The organism is Roseomonas sp. AR75, assembly GCF_005222815.1.
Classification (GTDB): Bacteria; Pseudomonadota; Alphaproteobacteria; order Acetobacterales; family Acetobacteraceae; genus Falsiroseomonas.
Window position 1 is genome coordinate 1,051,382 of sequence record NZ_STGB01000001.1, and the last position, 17,934, is coordinate 1,069,315.

18 protein-coding genes are annotated in these 17,934 nt (G+C 71.9%); 4 read left to right on the plus strand and 14 right to left on the minus strand.

Going from position 1 to position 17,934, the window contains the following annotated elements; genetic code table 11:
- Positions 1 to 39: 39 nt before the first annotated feature.
- Positions 40 to 459, minus strand: a complete 420-nt coding sequence (locus tag E4T13_RS04900; RefSeq protein WP_137177088.1) for a VOC family protein — start codon at positions 457 to 459, stop codon at positions 40 to 42.
- 56 nt (positions 460 to 515) lie between these two features.
- Here E4T13_RS04900 and E4T13_RS04905 point away from each other — a divergent pair, with 56 nt between their 5' ends.
- The gene (locus E4T13_RS04905) at positions 516 to 1,229 is read left to right on the plus strand and encodes a ribonuclease activity regulator RraA (protein ID WP_170984807.1); all 714 of its coding nucleotides are present in this window, start codon (positions 516 to 518) and stop codon (positions 1,227 to 1,229) included.
- 7 nt (positions 1,230 to 1,236) lie between these two features.
- On the opposite strand, the gene E4T13_RS04910 is transcribed toward E4T13_RS04905, so the two are convergent.
- Both E4T13_RS04910 and E4T13_RS04915 read right to left on the minus strand, forming a co-directional pair.
- The gene (locus E4T13_RS04910; RefSeq protein ID WP_240790988.1) at positions 1,237 to 2,202 is read right to left on the minus strand and encodes a DUF2950 domain-containing protein; all 966 of its coding nucleotides are present in this window, start codon (positions 2,200 to 2,202) and stop codon (positions 1,237 to 1,239) included.
- Between the two features lie 15 nt (positions 2,203 to 2,217).
- Positions 2,218 to 3,756 carry a DUF3300 domain-containing protein gene (locus E4T13_RS04915; RefSeq protein ID WP_170984808.1) on the minus strand — a complete coding sequence of 513 codons (1,539 nt, stop codon included), beginning with the start codon at positions 3,754 to 3,756 and terminating at the stop codon, positions 2,218 to 2,220.
- Between the two features lie 191 nt (positions 3,757 to 3,947).
- Between E4T13_RS04915 and E4T13_RS04920 the strand changes: the two genes are divergently transcribed.
- Positions 3,948 to 4,631, plus strand: a complete 684-nt coding sequence (locus E4T13_RS04920) for a DUF599 domain-containing protein (RefSeq protein ID WP_137177091.1) — start codon at positions 3,948 to 3,950, stop codon at positions 4,629 to 4,631.
- Positions 4,632 to 4,710: 79 nt separating this feature from the next.
- On the plus strand, positions 4,711 to 6,255 hold the full coding sequence (locus E4T13_RS04925) for an MDR family MFS transporter (protein WP_306768304.1): 1,545 nt from the start codon (positions 4,711 to 4,713) through the stop codon (positions 6,253 to 6,255).
- Between the two features lie 6 nt (positions 6,256 to 6,261).
- Here the strand turns inward: E4T13_RS04925 and E4T13_RS04930 are convergent, their stop codons facing one another.
- Genes E4T13_RS04930 through alaS form a run of 3 tightly spaced genes read right to left on the minus strand, consistent with a single transcriptional unit; the run spans position 6,262 to position 10,799 of the window.
- Positions 6,262 to 7,341 (minus strand): P1 family peptidase, encoded by a 1,080-nt coding sequence (locus E4T13_RS04930; RefSeq protein ID WP_137177092.1) that lies wholly within the window; start codon positions 7,339 to 7,341, stop codon positions 6,262 to 6,264.
- A complete protein-coding gene (locus E4T13_RS04935) occupies positions 7,338 to 8,078 on the minus strand; it encodes a hypothetical protein (protein ID WP_137177093.1) in 741 nt (246 codons plus the stop codon). Before E4T13_RS04935 ends, E4T13_RS04930 begins: the two co-directional genes overlap by 4 nt.
- A gap of 60 nt (positions 8,079 to 8,138) precedes the next feature.
- A complete protein-coding gene (alaS, locus tag E4T13_RS04940) occupies positions 8,139 to 10,799 on the minus strand; it encodes an alanine--tRNA ligase (RefSeq protein WP_137177094.1) in 2,661 nt (886 codons plus the stop codon).
- 151 nt (positions 10,800 to 10,950) lie between these two features.
- On the opposite strand from alaS, the gene E4T13_RS04945 reads away from it, so the two are divergent.
- On the plus strand, positions 10,951 to 11,487 hold the full coding sequence (locus E4T13_RS04945) for a ferritin-like domain-containing protein (protein WP_137177095.1): 537 nt from the start codon (positions 10,951 to 10,953) through the stop codon (positions 11,485 to 11,487).
- Positions 11,488 to 11,685: 198 nt separating this feature from the next.
- On the opposite strand, the gene recA is transcribed toward E4T13_RS04945, so the two are convergent.
- The 8 genes from recA to flgB all read right to left on the minus strand — a co-directional run bounded on the left by recA (position 11,686) and on the right by flgB (position 17,861).
- Entirely contained in the window at positions 11,686 to 12,720 is a 1,035-nt protein-coding gene (gene recA / locus E4T13_RS04950) for a recombinase RecA (RefSeq protein WP_137177096.1), read from the minus strand.
- A gap of 182 nt (positions 12,721 to 12,902) precedes the next feature.
- Positions 12,903 to 14,474, minus strand: coding sequence for an ATP-binding protein (locus E4T13_RS04955; protein ID WP_170984809.1), 1,572 nt, complete (start codon positions 14,472 to 14,474; stop codon positions 12,903 to 12,905).
- 65 nt (positions 14,475 to 14,539) lie between these two features.
- Positions 14,540 to 15,625 (minus strand): flagellar biosynthesis protein FlhB, encoded by a 1,086-nt coding sequence (locus E4T13_RS04960; protein WP_137177098.1) that lies wholly within the window; start codon positions 15,623 to 15,625, stop codon positions 14,540 to 14,542.
- 3 nt (positions 15,626 to 15,628) lie between these two features.
- Positions 15,629 to 16,411 carry a flagellar biosynthetic protein FliR gene (locus tag E4T13_RS04965; protein ID WP_240790989.1) on the minus strand — a complete coding sequence of 261 codons (783 nt, stop codon included), beginning with the start codon at positions 16,409 to 16,411 and terminating at the stop codon, positions 15,629 to 15,631.
- Positions 16,408 to 16,686 carry a flagellar biosynthetic protein FliQ gene (locus E4T13_RS04970; RefSeq protein ID WP_240790990.1) on the minus strand — a complete coding sequence of 93 codons (279 nt, stop codon included), beginning with the start codon at positions 16,684 to 16,686 and terminating at the stop codon, positions 16,408 to 16,410. The genes E4T13_RS04965 and E4T13_RS04970 overlap by 4 nt, the downstream gene beginning before the upstream one ends.
- Before the next feature lie 34 nt (positions 16,687 to 16,720).
- Positions 16,721 to 17,023 carry a flagellar hook-basal body complex protein FliE gene (locus tag E4T13_RS04975; RefSeq protein ID WP_240790991.1) on the minus strand — a complete coding sequence of 101 codons (303 nt, stop codon included), beginning with the start codon at positions 17,021 to 17,023 and terminating at the stop codon, positions 16,721 to 16,723.
- Positions 17,020 to 17,427, minus strand: a complete 408-nt coding sequence (gene flgC, locus E4T13_RS04980; protein WP_137177099.1) for a flagellar basal body rod protein FlgC — start codon at positions 17,425 to 17,427, stop codon at positions 17,020 to 17,022. Before flgC ends, E4T13_RS04975 begins: the two co-directional genes overlap by 4 nt.
- Positions 17,428 to 17,453: 26 nt before the next feature.
- Entirely contained in the window at positions 17,454 to 17,861 is a 408-nt protein-coding gene (gene flgB / locus E4T13_RS04985) for a flagellar basal body rod protein FlgB (RefSeq protein WP_137177100.1), read from the minus strand.
- Positions 17,862 to 17,934: the final 73 nt, after the last annotated feature.

Genomic DNA, 17,934 nt, shown 5'->3' on the forward strand with positions numbered 1-17,934 from the left:
AACCCTCTCCCCCCGCAGGGGGGAGAGGGCCTCGAGGCATCAACCCCGCCGTGGGCCGCGGCCTTCGGGGTAGGGCCAGCGCGGGTCGTTGAATTCCTGCATCTCCAGCCAGTAGCCCTCCGGGTCCTTGAAGAAGCACGAAAAGACAGTGCGGCCGCCGAGCATGTCCGGCGGCCCGTCGAACTCGACCCCCTTCGCCTTGAAATAGGCGTAAGCCTGCTCGACGTCCTCCACGAGGAAGGTGAACATCATCCCCTTCGTGCCGCGCGGCCGGCCTTCCTTGTTGCAGACGCCGAGGAAGCCCGTCGGGCTCACCTGGAACACGCGGCACACGCCCTGGTCCAGCACCTGCGGAAGCTCCAGCACGTCGCGATAGAAGTTCGCGAGGCGATCGAGGTCATCGGTGTAGAGCCAGACAACATTCTGCTCGATGAACGGCTTCCGCGCGGCCTCGGCCATGTGACACCCTCTTTGCACAATCCCGCCCAGCCTGCCCGCACGGAGACATGCCGGCAATGACACCCCTGCCCGAGGATGTGCGCGCCAAGCTGCAGGCGCTGCCGGTGCCGACGCTTTCCGCCGTGCTCTACGCCCGCGGCCTGCGCAGCCGCTTCCTGCATGGCGTGCAACCGGCGAACCCCGCCGCACCGCGCATGGTGGGCCCGGCCTGGACCATCCGTGCCATCCCCGTGCGGGAGGACCTTCGCGACGCGGTGGCGCGCGGCGAGGCGCCGAACCTGCACCGCGCCTTTTTCGGCGCCGCGCCGGAAGGCTGCGTGCTGGTCTGCGCCACCGGCGGCGCCGCGCATGTCTCGGTGCTCGGCGACATCATCGCCACGGCGCTGCATCGCCGCGGCGTCGCGGGCGTGGTGGTGGATACCGGCGTCGCGGACCTGCCGGCCGTGGCGGCGCTGCCGCTGCCGGTGTTCCATTCCGGCGGCTCGGCGCCGGTGCCGTCCGGCGCGGCGGTGATGATCGTGGACCAGGGGCTGCCGGTGGGGCTCGGACCCGTCGCGATCTTTCCCGGCGACATCATGGTTGGCGATGCCTGCGGCGTAGTGTGCATCCCCCGCGGCATCGTGGAGGCCGTGGTCGAGGAAGCCGCCGCGAAGCTCGAATACGAGGATTGGGCGCAGGCGCAGATCGCGGCGGGGGCGCCGCTGGAAGGGCACTACCCGCCGGATGCCGCCGTGAAGGCGCGCTACGCGGCGTGGCGCGCCACGCGATAGCGCGCGATCACTCCGCCACGCGCGACCAGCCCTGGCCGGGATCGAAGGCGGTGATCGCCGCGGCACGACGCGCCGTGTCACGGCCGAGATCGGCCTCCCACACCACGCTGTCATGGCTGACCATGAAGCTCTTCCAGCCGGTGCTGCCGTAGCTGGCTGGCCAGGCGAGCACGGCGAAGCCGCCGATCATCCGCCCGTTCACCACCCAGTCCATCGCCCCGCCCGGCGCCGCCGCGCCCTGTCGCGTCAGGATGCGGAAATAGTAGCCGTGATAGGCCTGCGGCACGTCGCCGCGCCCACGCGCATAACCACCCGCGCTGGCGGCGGCGAGCAGCGGTCCGAGCGGGCTTTCCGCCTCGCCCGGCGCGCTTGGCCAATACAGCCCGTCGCGCTGGCCCGGGGTCGAGAAGAAGCGTTGCGCATAGGCGCGCAGCCCGCCCTGCCGTCCGGGTCCGCTTGCGTAGTCCCGCTGCGCATCGGCGATGGCGCGCAGCGTCTCGATGGTGTCGAGCTCGTTCCGCCCGATCCGGCGATCCACGAGCTCCTGCGCGCCGGCGCGCGCATCGAAGCGCCAGGCGCCGCCGCTCAGGCGCATGGGGATGGGCAGCGGCCAATCGTCCGGCCCCACGACCAGCACCGCGCGGTCCGCGGAGGGCCGTTCGATCCTGTGCCCCGCGGCATACATTGCGGTGAAGTCGGCGCGCGCGGCACGGTCGGCCACCGCGTCGCCGGAGCGGATCAGGCGGCGTCCGGCCTCGCCCAGCACGCGCAGCAGGCGCCGCTCGTCATGCCGGGCAACAGCCTCAGCGAAGGCCGCGAAGCCTTCCTCGGGACTGCGAAAGCGCTGCGGCTGGACCGGCTGCGGCGCGGGTGCGGCCGCGGGCGGCGCGGCCTCGCCGCCGCCCTGCGCGACCGCAGGCGGCAGCGACAGGCCCAGCAGCAGCAGGGCGAGGGGGGCGATTCGGATCATCATGGCGATCTCCCCGCCCTACCGCCGACCGCCGCCACGCGCGGCAGCGCCGCCGCCGGCGCGCGGCGCGGCAGCACGCTGCGGCGCCGGGCGCGCCTGGGCGGCCTGGCGGCTGGCCTGCCCGCGCGAAGCGGCGGCGCGGTCGAATTGCGGATTGGACGCGCCCTGCAACGCACCGCGATTGGCCGGCTGCGGCGCGGGGCGTTGCACCTGCGGCCGACCGCTCTGGCTGACCGCGGGCTGGCGGTCTGCCACGGCGGGCCGCTGGGCCGGACGTTCGGCCGGACGCTGCGATGGCCGGTCCGCGGGGCGCTGCGCAGCGCCCGACCCGGGACGATCTGCGGGGCGCTGCGCAGCGCCCGCGCCGGGGCGGTCCCCGAGGCTGGGCCTGTCGCCGGCGCCGGGACGATCCCCCAGGCCAGGCCGGTCACCGCCACCCGGACGCTCGCCAAGGCCGGGTCGGTCGCCTGCCCCCGGCCGGTCGCCGAGCCCCGGACGATCACCCGCGCCCGGCCGGTCGCCGCCGATCGGCGCGCGGTCCAGACCGCCCTGGCGCTGGATCTGCTCGGCCCTGCCGCGGAACTGGTCGCGCGCATCGGCGCGCTGCGCGCCGGCATCCGGCCGATAGGTGTTGCGCACCTGGTCGTTGCGATAGGCGACGCCATGCCGGTGGCTCGAGTCATGCCGCCACTGGTTGCTGGTGATCTGGTTCCGGTTGACGTTGATGTTGTTGTAGCGGTTGACGTTGACGTCGACGTTGCCGCGCCCCCAGGAGGGGGAGGCCCAGCCCCACAGCGAACCGACCAGCGCGACGCCGCCGGCGAAGGCCATGCCGGTCAGCAGCGCATTGCCGATGCCCCAGGAGGGCGGCGGCGGATAATAGGTCGGCGGGTAGGACGGATAGGGCCAGCTACCATAGACCACGCTCGGATTGTAGGCCGGCACATAGACCGTCTCCGGCTGCGTCGGCGCGATGGTGATCACCTGCTGCGGCGGCGCCACCACAGGCGCCGGCGCGCCAGGCGCGGGCGGCGGCACGGTGACGTTCGTGGTCACGTTCACCGTCTGCTGCGGGCCGCTCTGCAGGTTCCCGGCGGCATGCGCACGGCCGCGCAGCACCTGCACGGCATTCAGCACATCCTCCTGCTGCCCCAGCAGCGCGTCGCCGACCTGCTGCGTCCAGTCGAGCTGGTCATTCATCATGGTCAGCACATCCGGGAAGGGCACCAGCGACTTCACCGAGGGATCCCAGCTTTGCCCCTCCAGCGCCTTCGCCAGATCCTCTCCCTTGAGCTGCGCATTGCTGCCCTGGCCGAGCCAGCGCTTCGCCTGCACCACCTCCAGCGGATAGGTGCTGGCCATCAGCACCTGCATCAGCAGGCTGTCGGGATAGAGCGCGATGGGCGCCAGCAAGGCCTCCAGCTGGCCCTGGTCGAGGCGCTCCGCCGCCGATTGCGGCGTGGCTGGCGCGCTGGCGGGCGCCTGTGCCCAGGCCTGGCGCGGCGAAGGATGCAGGCACACGGCGCTGCCGAAGCCCGCGGCCAGCAGGAGTGCCATCCCCGGATGCCAGCCGCGCTGGCCCGCCCTGCACCGTCGGCCCATGGCATTCCTCCGTGCAATCCTGCGGCGTCCCGCGGCAAGTGTCGCGCCGCGCCGGCGCGTTGGGAAGGGTCCGGCGCAATTCCGCTGGCATTGCGGCGCCCCGCGGCGCATTCCTGCCATGGACCGGCTGGGGTAGCGTGGCGCAGATGCATCTGCTCACCCCGCTCGACTGGCTGGCGCTGGCGGTCTTCGCCCTGTGCTGGTTCGGCTATGCCACGCTGGTGGACCGCGTGCCGGCCATCCGCGCGCGCAGCGTGATCACCGCCATGGATCACCACCGCCAGCGCTGGATGCGCGCGGCGCTCGCGCGCGAGAACCGCATCCCGGATGTCGCCGCCATCGGCAACCTGATGCAGTCGACCGGCTTCCTGGCCACGACCTCCATCCTGATCCTCGGCGGGCTGGTGGCGCTGCTCGGCGCATCGGATCTCGGGCGGCGCGTGGTGGCGGTCCTGCCCTGGTCCGTGGTGCAGGACGAGGCCGCCTGGGAGATGAAGATCGCGCTGCTGCTGGTGATCTTCGTCAACGCCTTCTTCGAGCTGACCTGGGCGCTGCGCCAGTTCAACTACGGCTCCATCCTGCTCGGTGCCATGCCCTGCGCACCGCAGAGCGAAGCGGCGCAGGCCGAGGCCGAGGCGACGGCGCGGGTGCTGAACCGTGCGGCCCGGCATTTCACGACAGGGCTGCGCAGCTACTATTTCGGGCTCGCGGCGCTGGCCTGGATCGTCCATCCGCTGGCGCTGATCCTGGCGAGCCTGCTGGTGCTGCGCGAATTGCACCGGCGCGAGTTCCGTTCCGCGCTGCGCGACGTGGTGCGTTCGGGATCGTGAATTCCAGGCCAGGAACAGCGACACTGCCTTGCCCGGCGCGTTCCCGCCTGCCCGCCGCAGTCTCCGAGGATCGATCCGCATGGCCGATGGCCAAGCCGCCGCCATGACGCCGCCGCAACCCACCGAGGATCCGCCGCCCGCGGCGCCTGCCCCAAGGTTGCGGCTGGTGCTGGGCGGCGCGCTGCTGACCATGGCGCTCGCCGCGCTCGACCAGAACATCGTGAACACGGCGCTGCCGCGCATGGTCGGCGACCTCGGGGGGATGGCGCATATCTCCTGGGTGGTGACCGCCTTCATGCTCACCGCCACCGTCACCGCGCCGCTCTACGGCAAGCTGTCGGACCTCTATGGACGCCGCCGGCTGTTCTTCCTGGCGGTGTCGCTGTTCCTCGCGGGATCGCTGCTGTCGGGGCTGGCGCAGGGCATGGGGCAGCTCATCGCCTTCCGCGCGCTGCAGGGGCTGGGCGCGGGCGGACTTCTGGTGCTGGCGCAGGCAGCGATCGGCGATGTCGTCCCGCCGCGCGACCGGCCGCGCTACCAGGGGCTGTTCACCGGCACCTTCGCGCTGGCAACGGTGGCGGGGCCACTGATCGGCGGCGTGATCACCTCCGCGCTGTCCTGGCGCTGGGTGTTCTACGTCAATCTTCCCGTCGGAATCCTCGCGCTGGTACTGATCGCGATGGGTCTGCGCCAGCCCAGCCGGATCGAGGCACGGCGCATCGACTATGCCGGCGCGGCGCTGCTGACGGGGATGACGGCGTCGCTGCTGCTGCTGCTGGCCTGGGGCGGCGTGGAATTCCCCTGGGCGTCGTGGCAGGCGGCGGCGCTGGCAACGCTGGTCGTGCTGCTGCTGCTGCTGTTCGTGTTGCGCGAGAGCGTGGCGCCGGACCCGCTGATCCGCCTCCGGCTGTTCCGCAACCGGGTCTTCGCACGCGGCGTCACCGTGGGGGGGATGATGGTGTTTGCCATGCTCGGCTCCACCGTGTTCCTGCCGCTGTATTTCCAGCTCGTCTTCGGCATGAGCCCGGCGCGCGCCGGCGCGATGCTGCTGCCGCAGGTGATCGGGATGGTCCTGACCTCGGTGATCGGCGGCCGCATCGTCTCGAAGCTCGGGCGCAACAAGCCCTTCCTGCTGGCGGGGCTTGGGCTGGAGGCGGTGGCGCTCGCCTCGCTGGCGGTGCTGGCCTACACCGCCGCGCCGCCGCCGCTGTTCCTGGTCTCGATGGCGCTGCTCGGCCTCGGCATGGGGATGGGCATGCCGAACCTGACGGTTGCCGTGCAGAATGCCGTCTCCCAGCGCGAGCTCGGCGCGGCGACGGGGGCGATGACCTTCCTGCGTTCGCTCGGCGGTGCGCTCGGCGTCGCCGCCTCCGGCGCGATCATGTCCGCGCGGCTGGCTTCGGCCTCCGGTGCGGCCGGACCGACGCTCGATGTCGCGGCGCTTGCGCGGCAGGGCGCCGAGGCGCTGTCGGCGCTGACGCCGGCGCAGCATGCGCTGCTCGGCGATGCCTATCGCACCGCGCTGACCGGCTGCTTCACCCTCTCGGGCGTGGTGATGAGCGCGGCCTTCCTGCTGGTGCTCGGCCTGCCCGAGCAGACCTTGCGCGGGCAGCTGAAGGGCTGACCGCGCTCAGCCGCCGCGCAGCGCCAGCAAGCGGTCCAGCGGCAGGGCACGGCCCACCGCGCGCTTGCCGCCGATGCGGCTTTCAACCGTGGTCGCCATGGTCAGCGCGTTGAGCACGGCTTCCTCCGTCGCCTCGATCGCCGCGACGAAGAGCGGCGAGACGCGGTCGTTCGGCCAATCGGCGTAGCTGGTCTGCGCCGCGCGCCGCGCCGGCGTGCGGATCACCTCCGGATGCGTCGCGAAGGCGATGGCGTAGTCGCCGGAGCCGTCCGAGAATGCCGCGCCGGTGCGCGCGATGCCGGCCATGGCGCGGCGCGCCAGGCGCTGGAGGTTGCGGTCGGAGATCGGCGCATCGGTCGCCAGCACCACCACGACGGAGCCGTCCGCATCCGCCTGCTGCGCGACATGCTCCGCGAGATGGTATCTGCCCAGCAGCCTGCCGACCGGCAGCCCGTCCATCACCAGCGTGCCGCCGTAATTCGCCTGCACGAGCGCGCCCACGGTCCAGCCGCCGAGTGCCGCCGGCAGCACGCGCGAGGCTGTGCCGATGCCGCCCTTCCAGCCGAAGGCCATGGTGCCGGTGCCGGCCCCGACGCTGCCCTCCGCGACGGAACCGGTCGTCGCGTCCGCCAGCGCGCGCTGCATATGCCCGGCCGTCACGCCGCGGGCGCGGATGTCGTTGAGGCGGCCGTCATTGGTCTCGCCCACCACGGCATTGACGCTGCGCACGGCCTCGTTGCCGGGAAGCGCCAGCGTCCAGTCCACCAGCGCCTCCACGGCGCGGCCGACGGCGAGTGTGTTGGTCAGCAGGATCGGCGTCTCCAACTCGCCGAGTTCCTGCACCTGCGTCACGCCCGCCATCTTGCCGAACCCGTTCATCGCGAAGACAGCGGCCGGCACACGATCCGCGAAGGGGTTGCCGCCATGCGGCAGGATCGCGGTGACGCCGGTGCGCGTGGCCTCGCCTTCCGTCACCGTCACCTGGCCGACGCACACGCCGGCGACATCGGTGATGGCGTTCAGCCGACCCGGCGGCAGGATGCCGGGCGCGAAGCCGAGGTCGCGGGCGCGGCGGCGCTCCGTCATGCAGCCGGAGCCGCACCTCGCGGCGGCAGCGCGAAACCCTCCTGGTCCGGCGTCTCGGCCCAGGCGCGGAACGCCGGCGACGGCACGACGCGCCCGCTGCGCAGCACCTGAAGCCAGGCCCCGCAGGCTTCGAGGAAGCGGTTCACGCCGCACGGCCACATCACCAGGCTCATCGCCTCCGCCATCTTCGGCTCCGGCACCGCCTCGCCATAGGCCGCCTCGATGTCCGTCGCGAGCGGCCAATGCGCGCCCCTGGCGGCCTGCACCCCGAGCAGCGCCAGGCGCGCCAGCGGCGCCGGCACATCCAGCCCTGCGATCAGCGCCGCCGTGCCGGCGCGATAGGCGTCGGCCGCGCGCAGGTCCGGGAAGTGCCCCTGCCAGTGGCGGTCGAGGAAGGCGAAGGTCTCCGCCCCGCGTGCCCAGGCGACCAGCCGAAACGCCGCCTCCGCCTGGCGCGGCGTGCCGCCGGTGCGGTGGAACAGGTCCACGTGATGCGTGCCGACATGCTCCTCCGCGGCGGTGAGGATCGCCAGCCAGACGAACTCCTTCTCGAAGGGCGTCAGGTGCCGCTCGGTCAGGGTCAGGGCGCGGTACATGGCGCCGTAGGCATCGTGCAGGTCCGGCAGCGCGGCGGCCATCGCGCCGTGATGCGGCAGCAGGAAGCCGCGCGTTGCCCGGATCTCGTCCAGCCGCGCGCGGACCGCCTCGGGCGAGGGCTTGGGCGGCTCACCCGTCATGGAGGCCCGCCGCCCGAATCCCTGCGCCGGCCGCGCCGCCAGGCGGAGCGCGACGGGCCGCTACGCCGCGACCCCATGGCTCAGCGTCTCCCGAACCGCGGCGAGCGCTTCGGCCACCTTGGCCGTATCCGGGCCGCCCGCCTGGGCCATCTCCGGCCGCCCGCCACCGCCCTTGCCGCCCACCGCGCCCGCGGCGGCACGCACCAGCGTGACGGCGTCCGCCCGGCCCTTCGCACCCTCGCCAAGGCCCGCGACGATGCTCGCCTTGCCGCCTTCGGTGCTGACCAGCACGGCCACATCCGCCGTGCCGCCCTTCAGGATCGCCTCGGCGAGGCCCTTGAGGTCGCGCGCCGGCACCTCGCCCACGTCGCGCAGCGCCACGCGCAGCCCGCCGATCGTCTCGACCTCGGCCGCGGCGCCGCCGGTCGCGAGCTTCTTGCGCAGGTCGGAGACCTCGCGCTCCAGCTTGCGGCGCTCCTCGAGCAGCGCGCCGATGCGCTCCGACAATTCCTGCGGCCGCACCTTGAGCGCGGTGGCGGCCTCGTTGAGCTGACGGTCGCGCTCCTCCAGCAGCTTCAGCGCACTCTCGCCGGTGACGGCTTCCACGCGGCGCACGCCGGCGCTGACCGCGCCCTCGCTGACGATGCGGAACAGGCCGATGTCGCCGGTGCGCCGCACATGCGTCCCGCCGCAGAGTTCCAGCGAATAGACGCCGTGCTTCTCGGTGGCGTTCACGTCGTGGCCCATGCCGACGACGCGCACCTCCTCGCCATACTTCTCGCCGAACAGCGCCATGGCGCCGGCGGCGACCGCCTGCTCCGGCGTCATCAGCCGGGTGACCACCTCGGCATTCTCGCGCACGCGGGCATTCACCTCGGCCTCGACCCAGGCGAGGTCCTCGTCGCTCATCGGCGCATTGTGGCTCACGTCGAAGCGCAGCCGGTCCGGCGCGTTCAGCGACCCCTTCTGGCTGACATGCAGACCGAGGCGGCGACGAAGCGCCTCGTGCAGCAGATGCGTGGCCGAATGGTGGGAACGGATCGCGGTGCGGCGCGCATGGTCCACCTCGGCCTGCACGGGCAGCCCGACCTTCGCCTCGCCATGCGCCACGACGCCCGTGTGCACGAACAGCTCGCCGAGCTTCTTCTGCGTGTCCTTCACGATGATGCGGCACGCCTCGCCGGCGCTGATCAGGCCGGTGTCGCCGACCTGGCCGCCGCTTTCCGCGTAGAAGGGCGTCTGGTTCAGCACCACCGCGACCTCCGCGCCCGCCGGCGCGCTGTCCACGAGCTTGCCGTCCTGCACGATGGCCAGGATCTCGCCCTCGGCGGTCTCGGTGCTGTAGCCGAGGAACTCGCTGGCGCCGACCTTCTCCTTCAGGTCGAACCACAGCGTCTCCGTCGCCGCCTCGCCGCTGCCGGCCCAGGCCGCGCGCGCGCGCTTGCGCTGCTCGGCCATCGCCGCCTCGAAGCCGGCGACGTCGACCGACTTGCCCTCGCCGCGCAGCGCATCCTGCGTCAGGTCGAGCGGGAAGCCATAGGTGTCGTAGAGGCGGAACGCCACCTCGCCGGGCAGCACGCCCCGGTCGCCGAGCTTCGCCGTCTCGTCCGTCAGCAGGCCGAGGCCGCGGGCGAGCAGGCTGCGGAAGCGCCCCTCCTCCAGCTTCAGCGTCTCGACGATGAGCTTCTCCGCGCGGACCAATTCCGGATAGGCAGCGCCCATCTGACGGATCAGCACGGGGACCAGGCGATGCAGCAGCGCGTCCTGCGTGCCCATCAGGTGGGCGTGGCGCATGGCGCGGCGCATGATCCGGCGCAGCACGTAGCCGCGGCCCTCGTTGGAGGGCAGCACGCCATCCGCGACGAGGAAGGATGCCGCGCGCAGATGGTCGGCCACCACGCGGTGGCTGGCGCGCCACTTGCCGTCGGGATCCTGGCCGGTGGCTTCCGCGCTCGCCAGGATGATCGCGCGCAGCGTGTCCGTGTCGTAGTTGTCGTGCTTGCCCTGCAGGATCGCGGCGAAACGCTCCAGCCCCATGCCGGTGTCGATGGAAGGCTTCGGCAGCGGCACACGAGTGCCGGGCGGGCCTTCCTCGTACTGCATGAAGACCAGGTTCCAGATCTCGATGAAGCGGTCGCCGTCCTGGTCCTCGGACCCTGGCGGGCCACCCGGGATCTTGTCGCCGTGGTCGAAGAAGATCTCGGAACAGGGGCCGCAGGGACCGGTGTCGCCCATGCGCCAGAAATTGTCGGAGGTCGGGATGCGGATGATTCGGCTGTCGGGCAGCCCGGCAACCTTCTTCCAGTAGGCCGGCGCCTCCTCGTCCTCGGAATACACCGTCACCAGCAGACGGTCCTTCGGCAGGGCGAAGTCCTTGGTCAGCAGCTCCCAGGCATGATGGATGGCCTGTTCCTTGAAGTAGTCGCCGAAGCTGAAATTCCCGAGCATCTCGAAGAAGGTGTGGTGCCGGGCGGTGTAGCCGACATTGTCCAGGTCGTTGTGCTTGCCGCCCGCGCGCACGCATTTCTGCGCGGTGGTCGCGCGCACATAGGGGCGCTTCTCCTGCCCTGTGAAGACGTTCTTGAACTGCACCATGCCGGAGTTCGCGAACATCAAGGTCGGGTCGTTGCGCGGGACCAGCGGCGAGCTCTCCACCACCTCGTGCCCGTTGCGGCGGAAGTAGTCGAGGAAGGTCGCGCGGATGTCGTTGCTGCTGGTCATGGCCTTGGTTCGCCGAAGTGTCTCGCCCGGGGGAAAAGCCGCCTCCACTAGCGCGCAGGGCCGCCCCCGTCGAGGGCCGCGCCCCGGAACCCGCCCCCCGGCCCGGCCGTTCGGGAGCATGCCTACCACCCCACGATCAGGGACAACTGCCATGGCCGACGACTTCAAGTCGCTGATGGGCGAGCTTCTGCAGGACACCTATAGCGCCGAGACGCAGCTGCTCGACGCGCTGCCGGAGATGGCCGACGCCGCCTCCAGCCCCGCCCTCAAGCAGGCTTTCGAGGAGCATCTCGCGGTCACCCAGCGCCAGATCGAGCGGCTGGAGAAAGTGGCGGAGATGCTGGGCTGCGACCCCGAGGGGGAGGAGTGCGAGGCGATGGAAGGCCTGGTCGCCGAGGCCGAAGAGCTGATCGACGAGCACGACGAAGGGCCCATCCTCGACGCCGCCCTGATCTCCGCCGCACAGAAGGTGGAGCACTACGAGATCGCCGCCTACGGCACGCTCTGCGCCATGGCGAAGGCAGCCGGGATGAAGGAGGCGGCCGACCTGCTCGCCCAGACGCTGAAGGAGGAGAAGGACACCGACGAGTTGCTCACCCAGGTCGCCGAGCAGCACGTCAACCCCGCTGCCCTGCGCGGCGAGCCGGCGAACGACAAGACGAAGCGGAGCAAGGGCAGCGCGGCGTGAGGTGAAGGAGCGCGCGGGGGCGCTGCCCCCGTGCCCCCGCCGCGGAGCTTGAAGCTCCCGGCCCCCCACATCCAGTTTTCAATGCAGAAGGGGGAGGGGGCCAAAGCCCCCCCCCCCTTCTGCATTAAACGGACGCAGGTCCAGGAGCCTCAGGCTCCTGGTGGGGGTGCAGGGGGCAAAGCCCCCCGCGGACGCGCCTCACTCCGCCGCGGCCGCCTCGGCTTCCTCGCCGACCAGCATCGCGCTGGCCAGGCCGCTCGCCTGGTCGCGGATGCGCTTCTCGACGCTTTCCGCCACCGCCGGGTTGTCGCGCATGAACTGCTTGGCGTTCTCCCGCCCCTGCCCGATGCGCTGGCTGTCGCAGGAGAACCAGGCGCCCGACTTCTCCACCACGCCGGCCTTCACGCCGAGGTCAATCAGCTCGCCGACCTTGGAGATGCCCTCGCCGTACATGATGTCGAACTCCACCTGCCGGAACGGCGGCGCCATCTTGTTCTTCACCACCTTCACGCGTGTCTGGTTGCCCGTGGTGGTGTCGCGTTCCTTGATGGAACCGATGCGCCGGATTTCCATGCGGACGGAGGCGTAGAACTTCAGCGCGTTGCCGCCCGTGGTCGTCTCCGGATTGCCGAACATCACGCCGATCTTGAGGCGGATCTGGTTCAGGAAGATCAGCAGCGTGTTGGAGCGGCTGACGCTGCCGGTCAGCTTGCGCAGCGCCTGGGACATCAGGCGCGCATGCAGGCCGACATGGCTGTCGCCCATCTCGCCCTCAAGCTCCGCGCGCGGCACCAGGGCGGCGACGCTGTCCACCACCAGCACATCCACCGCGCCGGAGCGCACCAGCGTGTCGCAGATCTCCAGCGCCTGCTCACCGGCATCGGGCTGGCTGATCAGCAGGTTGTCCACATCCACGCCGAGCTTCCGGGCATAGCCGGGATCGAGCGCGTGCTCGGCGTCGATGAAGGCGCAGGTGCCGCCCTTCTTCTGCGCCTCGGCAATGGCATGCAGCGCCAGCGTGGTCTTGCCCGAGCTTTCCGGGCCGTAGATCTCCACGATGCGGCCCTTCGGCAGCCCGCCGATGCCGAGTGCCAGGTCCAGCCCCAGCGAGCCGGTGGAGATCACCTCCACCTCCGCATCGGCGGCCTTGGTGCCCATGCGCATGATCGAGCCCTTGCCGAAAGCCCGCTCGATCTGGCTCAGCGCGGCATCCAGCGCCTTCGTCTTGTCCATGGGGTCGCGCCCTCTCCGACATCCTGTCTCAACCCACGGGCGCAACAGCCGGGCGAATCACCACCCTGCGGTCATGCCTGCGGCAAACATGCCCGATCGGCTGCGGAGACTCCACGGCGTTCCGCAACCGGCCGGCGGCCGGGCGGCACTATGGCCCAGGCGGGCCAGCCCCACAAGAACATTTAGGAAACTGTGGCAGGAATCCGCGGCAGGATGGAGCGCAACTCGGCCACCAGGTCGGCCAGGCCGTAGGGCTTCGGCAGCAGTTTCAGCCGCTCCGCCTCCAGGTCGCGGCCCAACGCCACCTCGGCATAGCCCGACACGAGCAGGACCGGCAGGTCGGGATCGCGTTCCCGCAGCCGGGCGGCCAGCGCCAACCCGTCCATGCCGGGCATCACCACGTCCGAAACCAGCGCGATCGGCTTCGGTGCGCCGCCGGCAAGCAGGTCCAGCGCGTCTTCCGCGGATGCGGCCGCCATCACCTCGAACCCCGCCCGGCGCAGGGCGCGCTCCGCAAGCTTGAGCAGCGGCGCCTCGTCCTCCACCAGAAGGATCGGCGCGGTCGCGGGCTGCGCGGGTGCGGGCTGCGGTGCTGGGTGCGCGGCCGCTGCCGGCGAGGGCACGGGCGCCGGCACCGACTCCACGGCCCCTTCATGGCGCGGCAGCCAGATCCGGAAGGTGGTCCCCTGGCCCAGCCGGCTTTCCGCGGCGATGAAGCCGCCGGACTGGCGGACGATGCCATGCACCGTGGCAAGGCCGAGCCCGCTGCCGCCCTGCTCGCGCTTGGTGGTGAAGAAGGGGTCGAAGATGCGCGGCAGGATATCCGCGGGGATGCCGCCGCCGGTGTCGCTGACTTCGAGAACGGCATAGCGGCCGGGCGGCAGCTCCTCCTGCTGCAGCGGCTCGGGCTGCAACACCACCGCATGGCGGGTCGCGATCCGCAACGCGCCGCCATCCGGCATCGCATCGCGCGCATTCAGCGCCAGGTTCATGATGACCTGGTCGAGCTGCGTCGGGTCGATACGCACGCGCCGACCGGGTTCCTCCAGCTCGACGGAAAGCCGCACGCGGCTGCCCAGCAGCCGGCGCAGCAGGCCCGCCATGGCGGAGACCGCATCGTTCAACTCGACCACGCGCGGATTGAGCGCCTGCTGGCGCGCGAAGGCGAGCAACTGGCGCACCAGCGCGGCGCCCCTGCCGGCGCTTTCCATCACCTGTCGAAGCTCCGGCGCGGCATCGCCATCGGGGTCGCGCGACAGCGCCGCCTCCGCGCTGCCGGCAATGGCGGTCAGCAGGTTGTTGAAGTCATGGGCGATGCCGCCCGCCAGGGCACCCACCGCCTGCAACCGCGCCGCGGCTGCGTTCTGCGCGGTCTGCTCGGCCGAGGCGACGGGCGCGACCCGCAGCAGCGCGCCATGCTCGCGCAGCCGCCGCCTTTCGATCTGCACCTGCGGCGTTCCTGCGCTGGCAAGCTGCACATCCGCGCGGCGCCCTGCATCCAGCGCGGTGCCAACCGCTTCGCGCAGATCCGGCGCGATCAGGCTCGCCATCGGCATGCCCGGCCGCAACGGCAGCGTCGGCCCGCAGATGCGCGCGAGTTCCGGGTTCCAGGCGACCAGCCGATCCGCCATGTCCAGCAGGGCCAACCCGGGCGAAGCCGCCTCGAGCACCGCGCAGAGGGCCGGGTCCAGCTCTCCCTTCGGCAAACGGCTCCGCAGCAGCGCCTCAAGCCCGCCCCAGCGCGGCTCCGACATCGGCGTTCCCCTGTCCAGCGCGACCTCACGCTTCGGTGAGCCTGCACACGCATTCGGGTGTCTCGTCAAGCGCGCCTCGCTCCATCCGCTGCAACAAGTTGTTCGCCTGAACCCCGACGTCGCCATACGAACGCAATGATTTCCGCGACTGCCTGGTAATGTTCGGCCGGGATCTCCGCTCCGAGGTCCAGCCGGTGCAGGGCGCGGGCGAGCGGCGGGTTCGCCACCAGCGGCACGCCGGCACCCTCCGCCGCGGCGCGGATGCGCGCGGCCAGTTCGTCCACGCCCTTCGCCACCACCCTGGGCGCCGCATCGCCGCCGGCATAGGCAAGCGCAACGGCGTAGTGCGTGGGGTTGGTGATCACGACCGACGCGCGCGGCACCGCCGCCATCATGCGGTTGCGCGCCCGGCTTTCGCGGATCTGCCGCCGACGGGCGCGCAGATGCGGGTCGCCCTCGCTTTCCTTCAGCTCCTCGCGGATTTCCTGGCGCGACATGCGCAGCATCCGCAGGTGCCGCAGACGCACCCAGAGCAGGTCGAGCAGCGCGACGCCGGCGAAGGCAAGGAGGGCAGCACCGACCAGCCGCAGGGTGGCATCGCCGGCACGCTGCAGCATGCCCGCGGCGGACTCATGCAGCACCGCCTGGAACGCCTCGGGATTGCCGATCGCGAACCACAATGCGGCCCCGACGAGGCCGAGCTTCGCCAGGCTGCGCAGGAACTCGACCAGCCCTTCCATCCCGAAAAGGCGACGCAACCCCGCGAGCGGGCTGATCTTGTCCAGCCGCGGCTCCAGACCCTTGGCCGACACGAGGCCGCGCGTCTGCAGCAGCGTCGCGGCGGTCGCGCCCAACGCCGCCGCGGCGGCAACCGGCACCACCATCGCCAGCCCATGCCAGCCCAGCGTCGAAGCCGCATCGATCGGGTCCAGCGCATGCGCCTGCTCCAGCGAAGCGCGCATCGCCTTCAGCATCGCCAGGCCGAGCGGCGGCAGCGCAAGCGCTGCCACGAGGCTCGCCAGCGCCAGCGCCGCGAAGCCGGATGCCTCGCGCGACAGGGCGACCTGGCCCTGTTCGCGCGCGCGTTCCAACCGCCGTGGTGTCGCCGCTTCCGAACGATCGGCGGCATCCTGCGGCTCTTCCTCCGCCATCGCTCAGCGCGCTCCCGGCAAAGCCTGGAACGCGTCCTGCAATTCGGCGGCGAAGACCGCGAGCATCGGCGGCGCGACCAGCGCCAGCAGCGCGAGCCCGGCGAGGATCTGGCCGGGTACCGCGACGAAGAAGGTCTGCACCTGCGGCGCCAGGCGCGCGAGGAGCCCGAGCGAGAGGTTCAGGACCGCCGCGCCGATCACGAAGGGCGCGGCCAGCCTCAGCGCCAGCGCGAGCGAGGCGCCGCCGGCTTCCGCCATCGTCTCGGCCGCGGCGCCGAGCGGCAGCGGCGCGCCGGCCGGCAGCAGCGCATAACTGTCCACCAGGGCGCGCAGCGCGATGGCGTACAGCCCGGTCCCAAGAACCAGGCACGCCGCGACGAGCCCGAGCGCACGCGAAAGCGCCGTGCCCTGTCCGCCCATGTCCGGATCGGCCACCATCAGCCCCTGCAGCCCGATCAGGGCGGAGATCGCCTGCCCCGCCATGGCCAGCGCCATCACCGCGATCCGCGCGAGCCCGCCGAACCAAAGCCCGACGACGACTTCCTGCACGATCAGGCCGACCGCCGCGGCACTCTCCGCCGGCGCATCCGGCAGACCGGGCGCCAGCACCGGCAGCAGCAGCGCCAGCATCGCCAGGCCGAGCACCAGGCGCATGCGCGGAAAGACCTCCTGCTCGCCGAGGCCCGGCAGCAGCATCACCGCGGCGCCAAGGCGCGCGAAGACCAGCACCGCCTGGAACAGCAGGCTCGGCAGGTCGCGGATGAGGGCGGCATCCTCGGGCGTCACCGCATGCCGCCCACCGCCACCGCGCGGTCGAACAGCGTCTCGGTCCAGCCGCGCATGGCGCCGATGGCGAAGGGGCCGAGCAGCAGCATCAGCACGCCGCAGATCGCCAGCTTCGGCAGGAAGGCGAGTGTCGCTTCCTGGATCTGCGTGAGCGCCTGGAGGAGCGAGACGACGAGGCCGACGGCGAGCATCGCCAGCAGCGGCGGCCCCATGACCTGCAGCGCCACCCAGAGCGATTCGCGCAGCGCCAGCGCCAGCGCCTCCTCGGTGTCCACGGAGCTCTTCCCCGTCTGCCTCGCCGCGCCGCCGTCAGATCGGCATGCGCATCACGTCCTGGTACGCCGCCACCACGCGGTCGCGCACCGTGACGGCTGTCTGCAAGGCGAGCTCGGCGCGGGAGATCGCCATGACCGCCTCCGTCACGCCGCCCTGGCCGAGCATCGCCGCGGTGGAGGCGGCTTCCGCGCTGCGGCCGATCTCGACGCCCTGCTGCATGGCGCGCTGCACCAGGCCACCGAAGCCGCCCGGCGCCGCATCGGCAGCACCCGGGGCAGCCGACGCCGCGCGATAGGCGGCGGCAGCGGTCGCGCCCAGGCCGCCGGTGATGCTCACCGCAGCGCCTCGATGGTGCGCGTGAGCATGGCGCGCGTGGTCTCCAGCACCGAGAGGTTGGCGCTGTAGCCGCGCTGCGCCTCCCGCATGTCCATCACCTCCACCAGGCTGTCCACATTGGGCGTGCGGACATAGCCGCGCTCATCGGCCGCCGGATGGGTCGGCTCGTAGCGCGAGGGAAACTCGCCGGGCGCCGTGCCGATGCGGGAGACGCCGACCGTCTCCACGCCAAAGGCGCGGTCGAGCCGGTTCGCGAAGGTCACGGTGCGGCGGCGATAGGGATCGGCGCCGGGCGACTCCCCCGTGCTGTCGCGGTTCGCGAGGTTCTCCGCCACCACGCGCAGGCGCGTGGATTGCGCCGCCATGCCGGCGGCCGAGATCCGAAGGGCGCGGTCGAGATCCATGCTGTGTCCTTTCGTGGCGCGCCAGCTCAGCGGCCGAGCGCGGTGCGGAACATGCCCATGAAGCTGCGGTGCACCGCCATCGCCACGGCATGGGCGGTATCGGTCTCCGCGATGCGCATCGCCTCCCGGTCGAGCGAGACGGCGTTGCCGTCCGGCGTGACTTCCATCACGTCGCGTTCCGCCCGCGCATTCGCCGCCGCTGCCGCGCTGCCGATGCCGTGGCCGGGCTGGGTGCGCGCCAGCGCCAGGCGCCGCGCGCCTTCCAGCTCGCGCTGGAAGGGCACCAGGTCGCGGGGGCGGTAGCCGGGCGTGTCGGCATTGGCGACGTTCTGCGCCAGCACCGACTGCCGCCGGTCGAGCCAGTGCAGGCGGCGCTCGGCGAGCGCGAGCGGATCGGGGCCGGCTGCCCTGCGGGGCGAGGCTGTCACATCCATCGCGGCAGACTGCGTCGGCGCCGGTGAAGGAAAGGTTAGCGGACCCCGGCATGGCGCGCGGTAACCAAGCCTT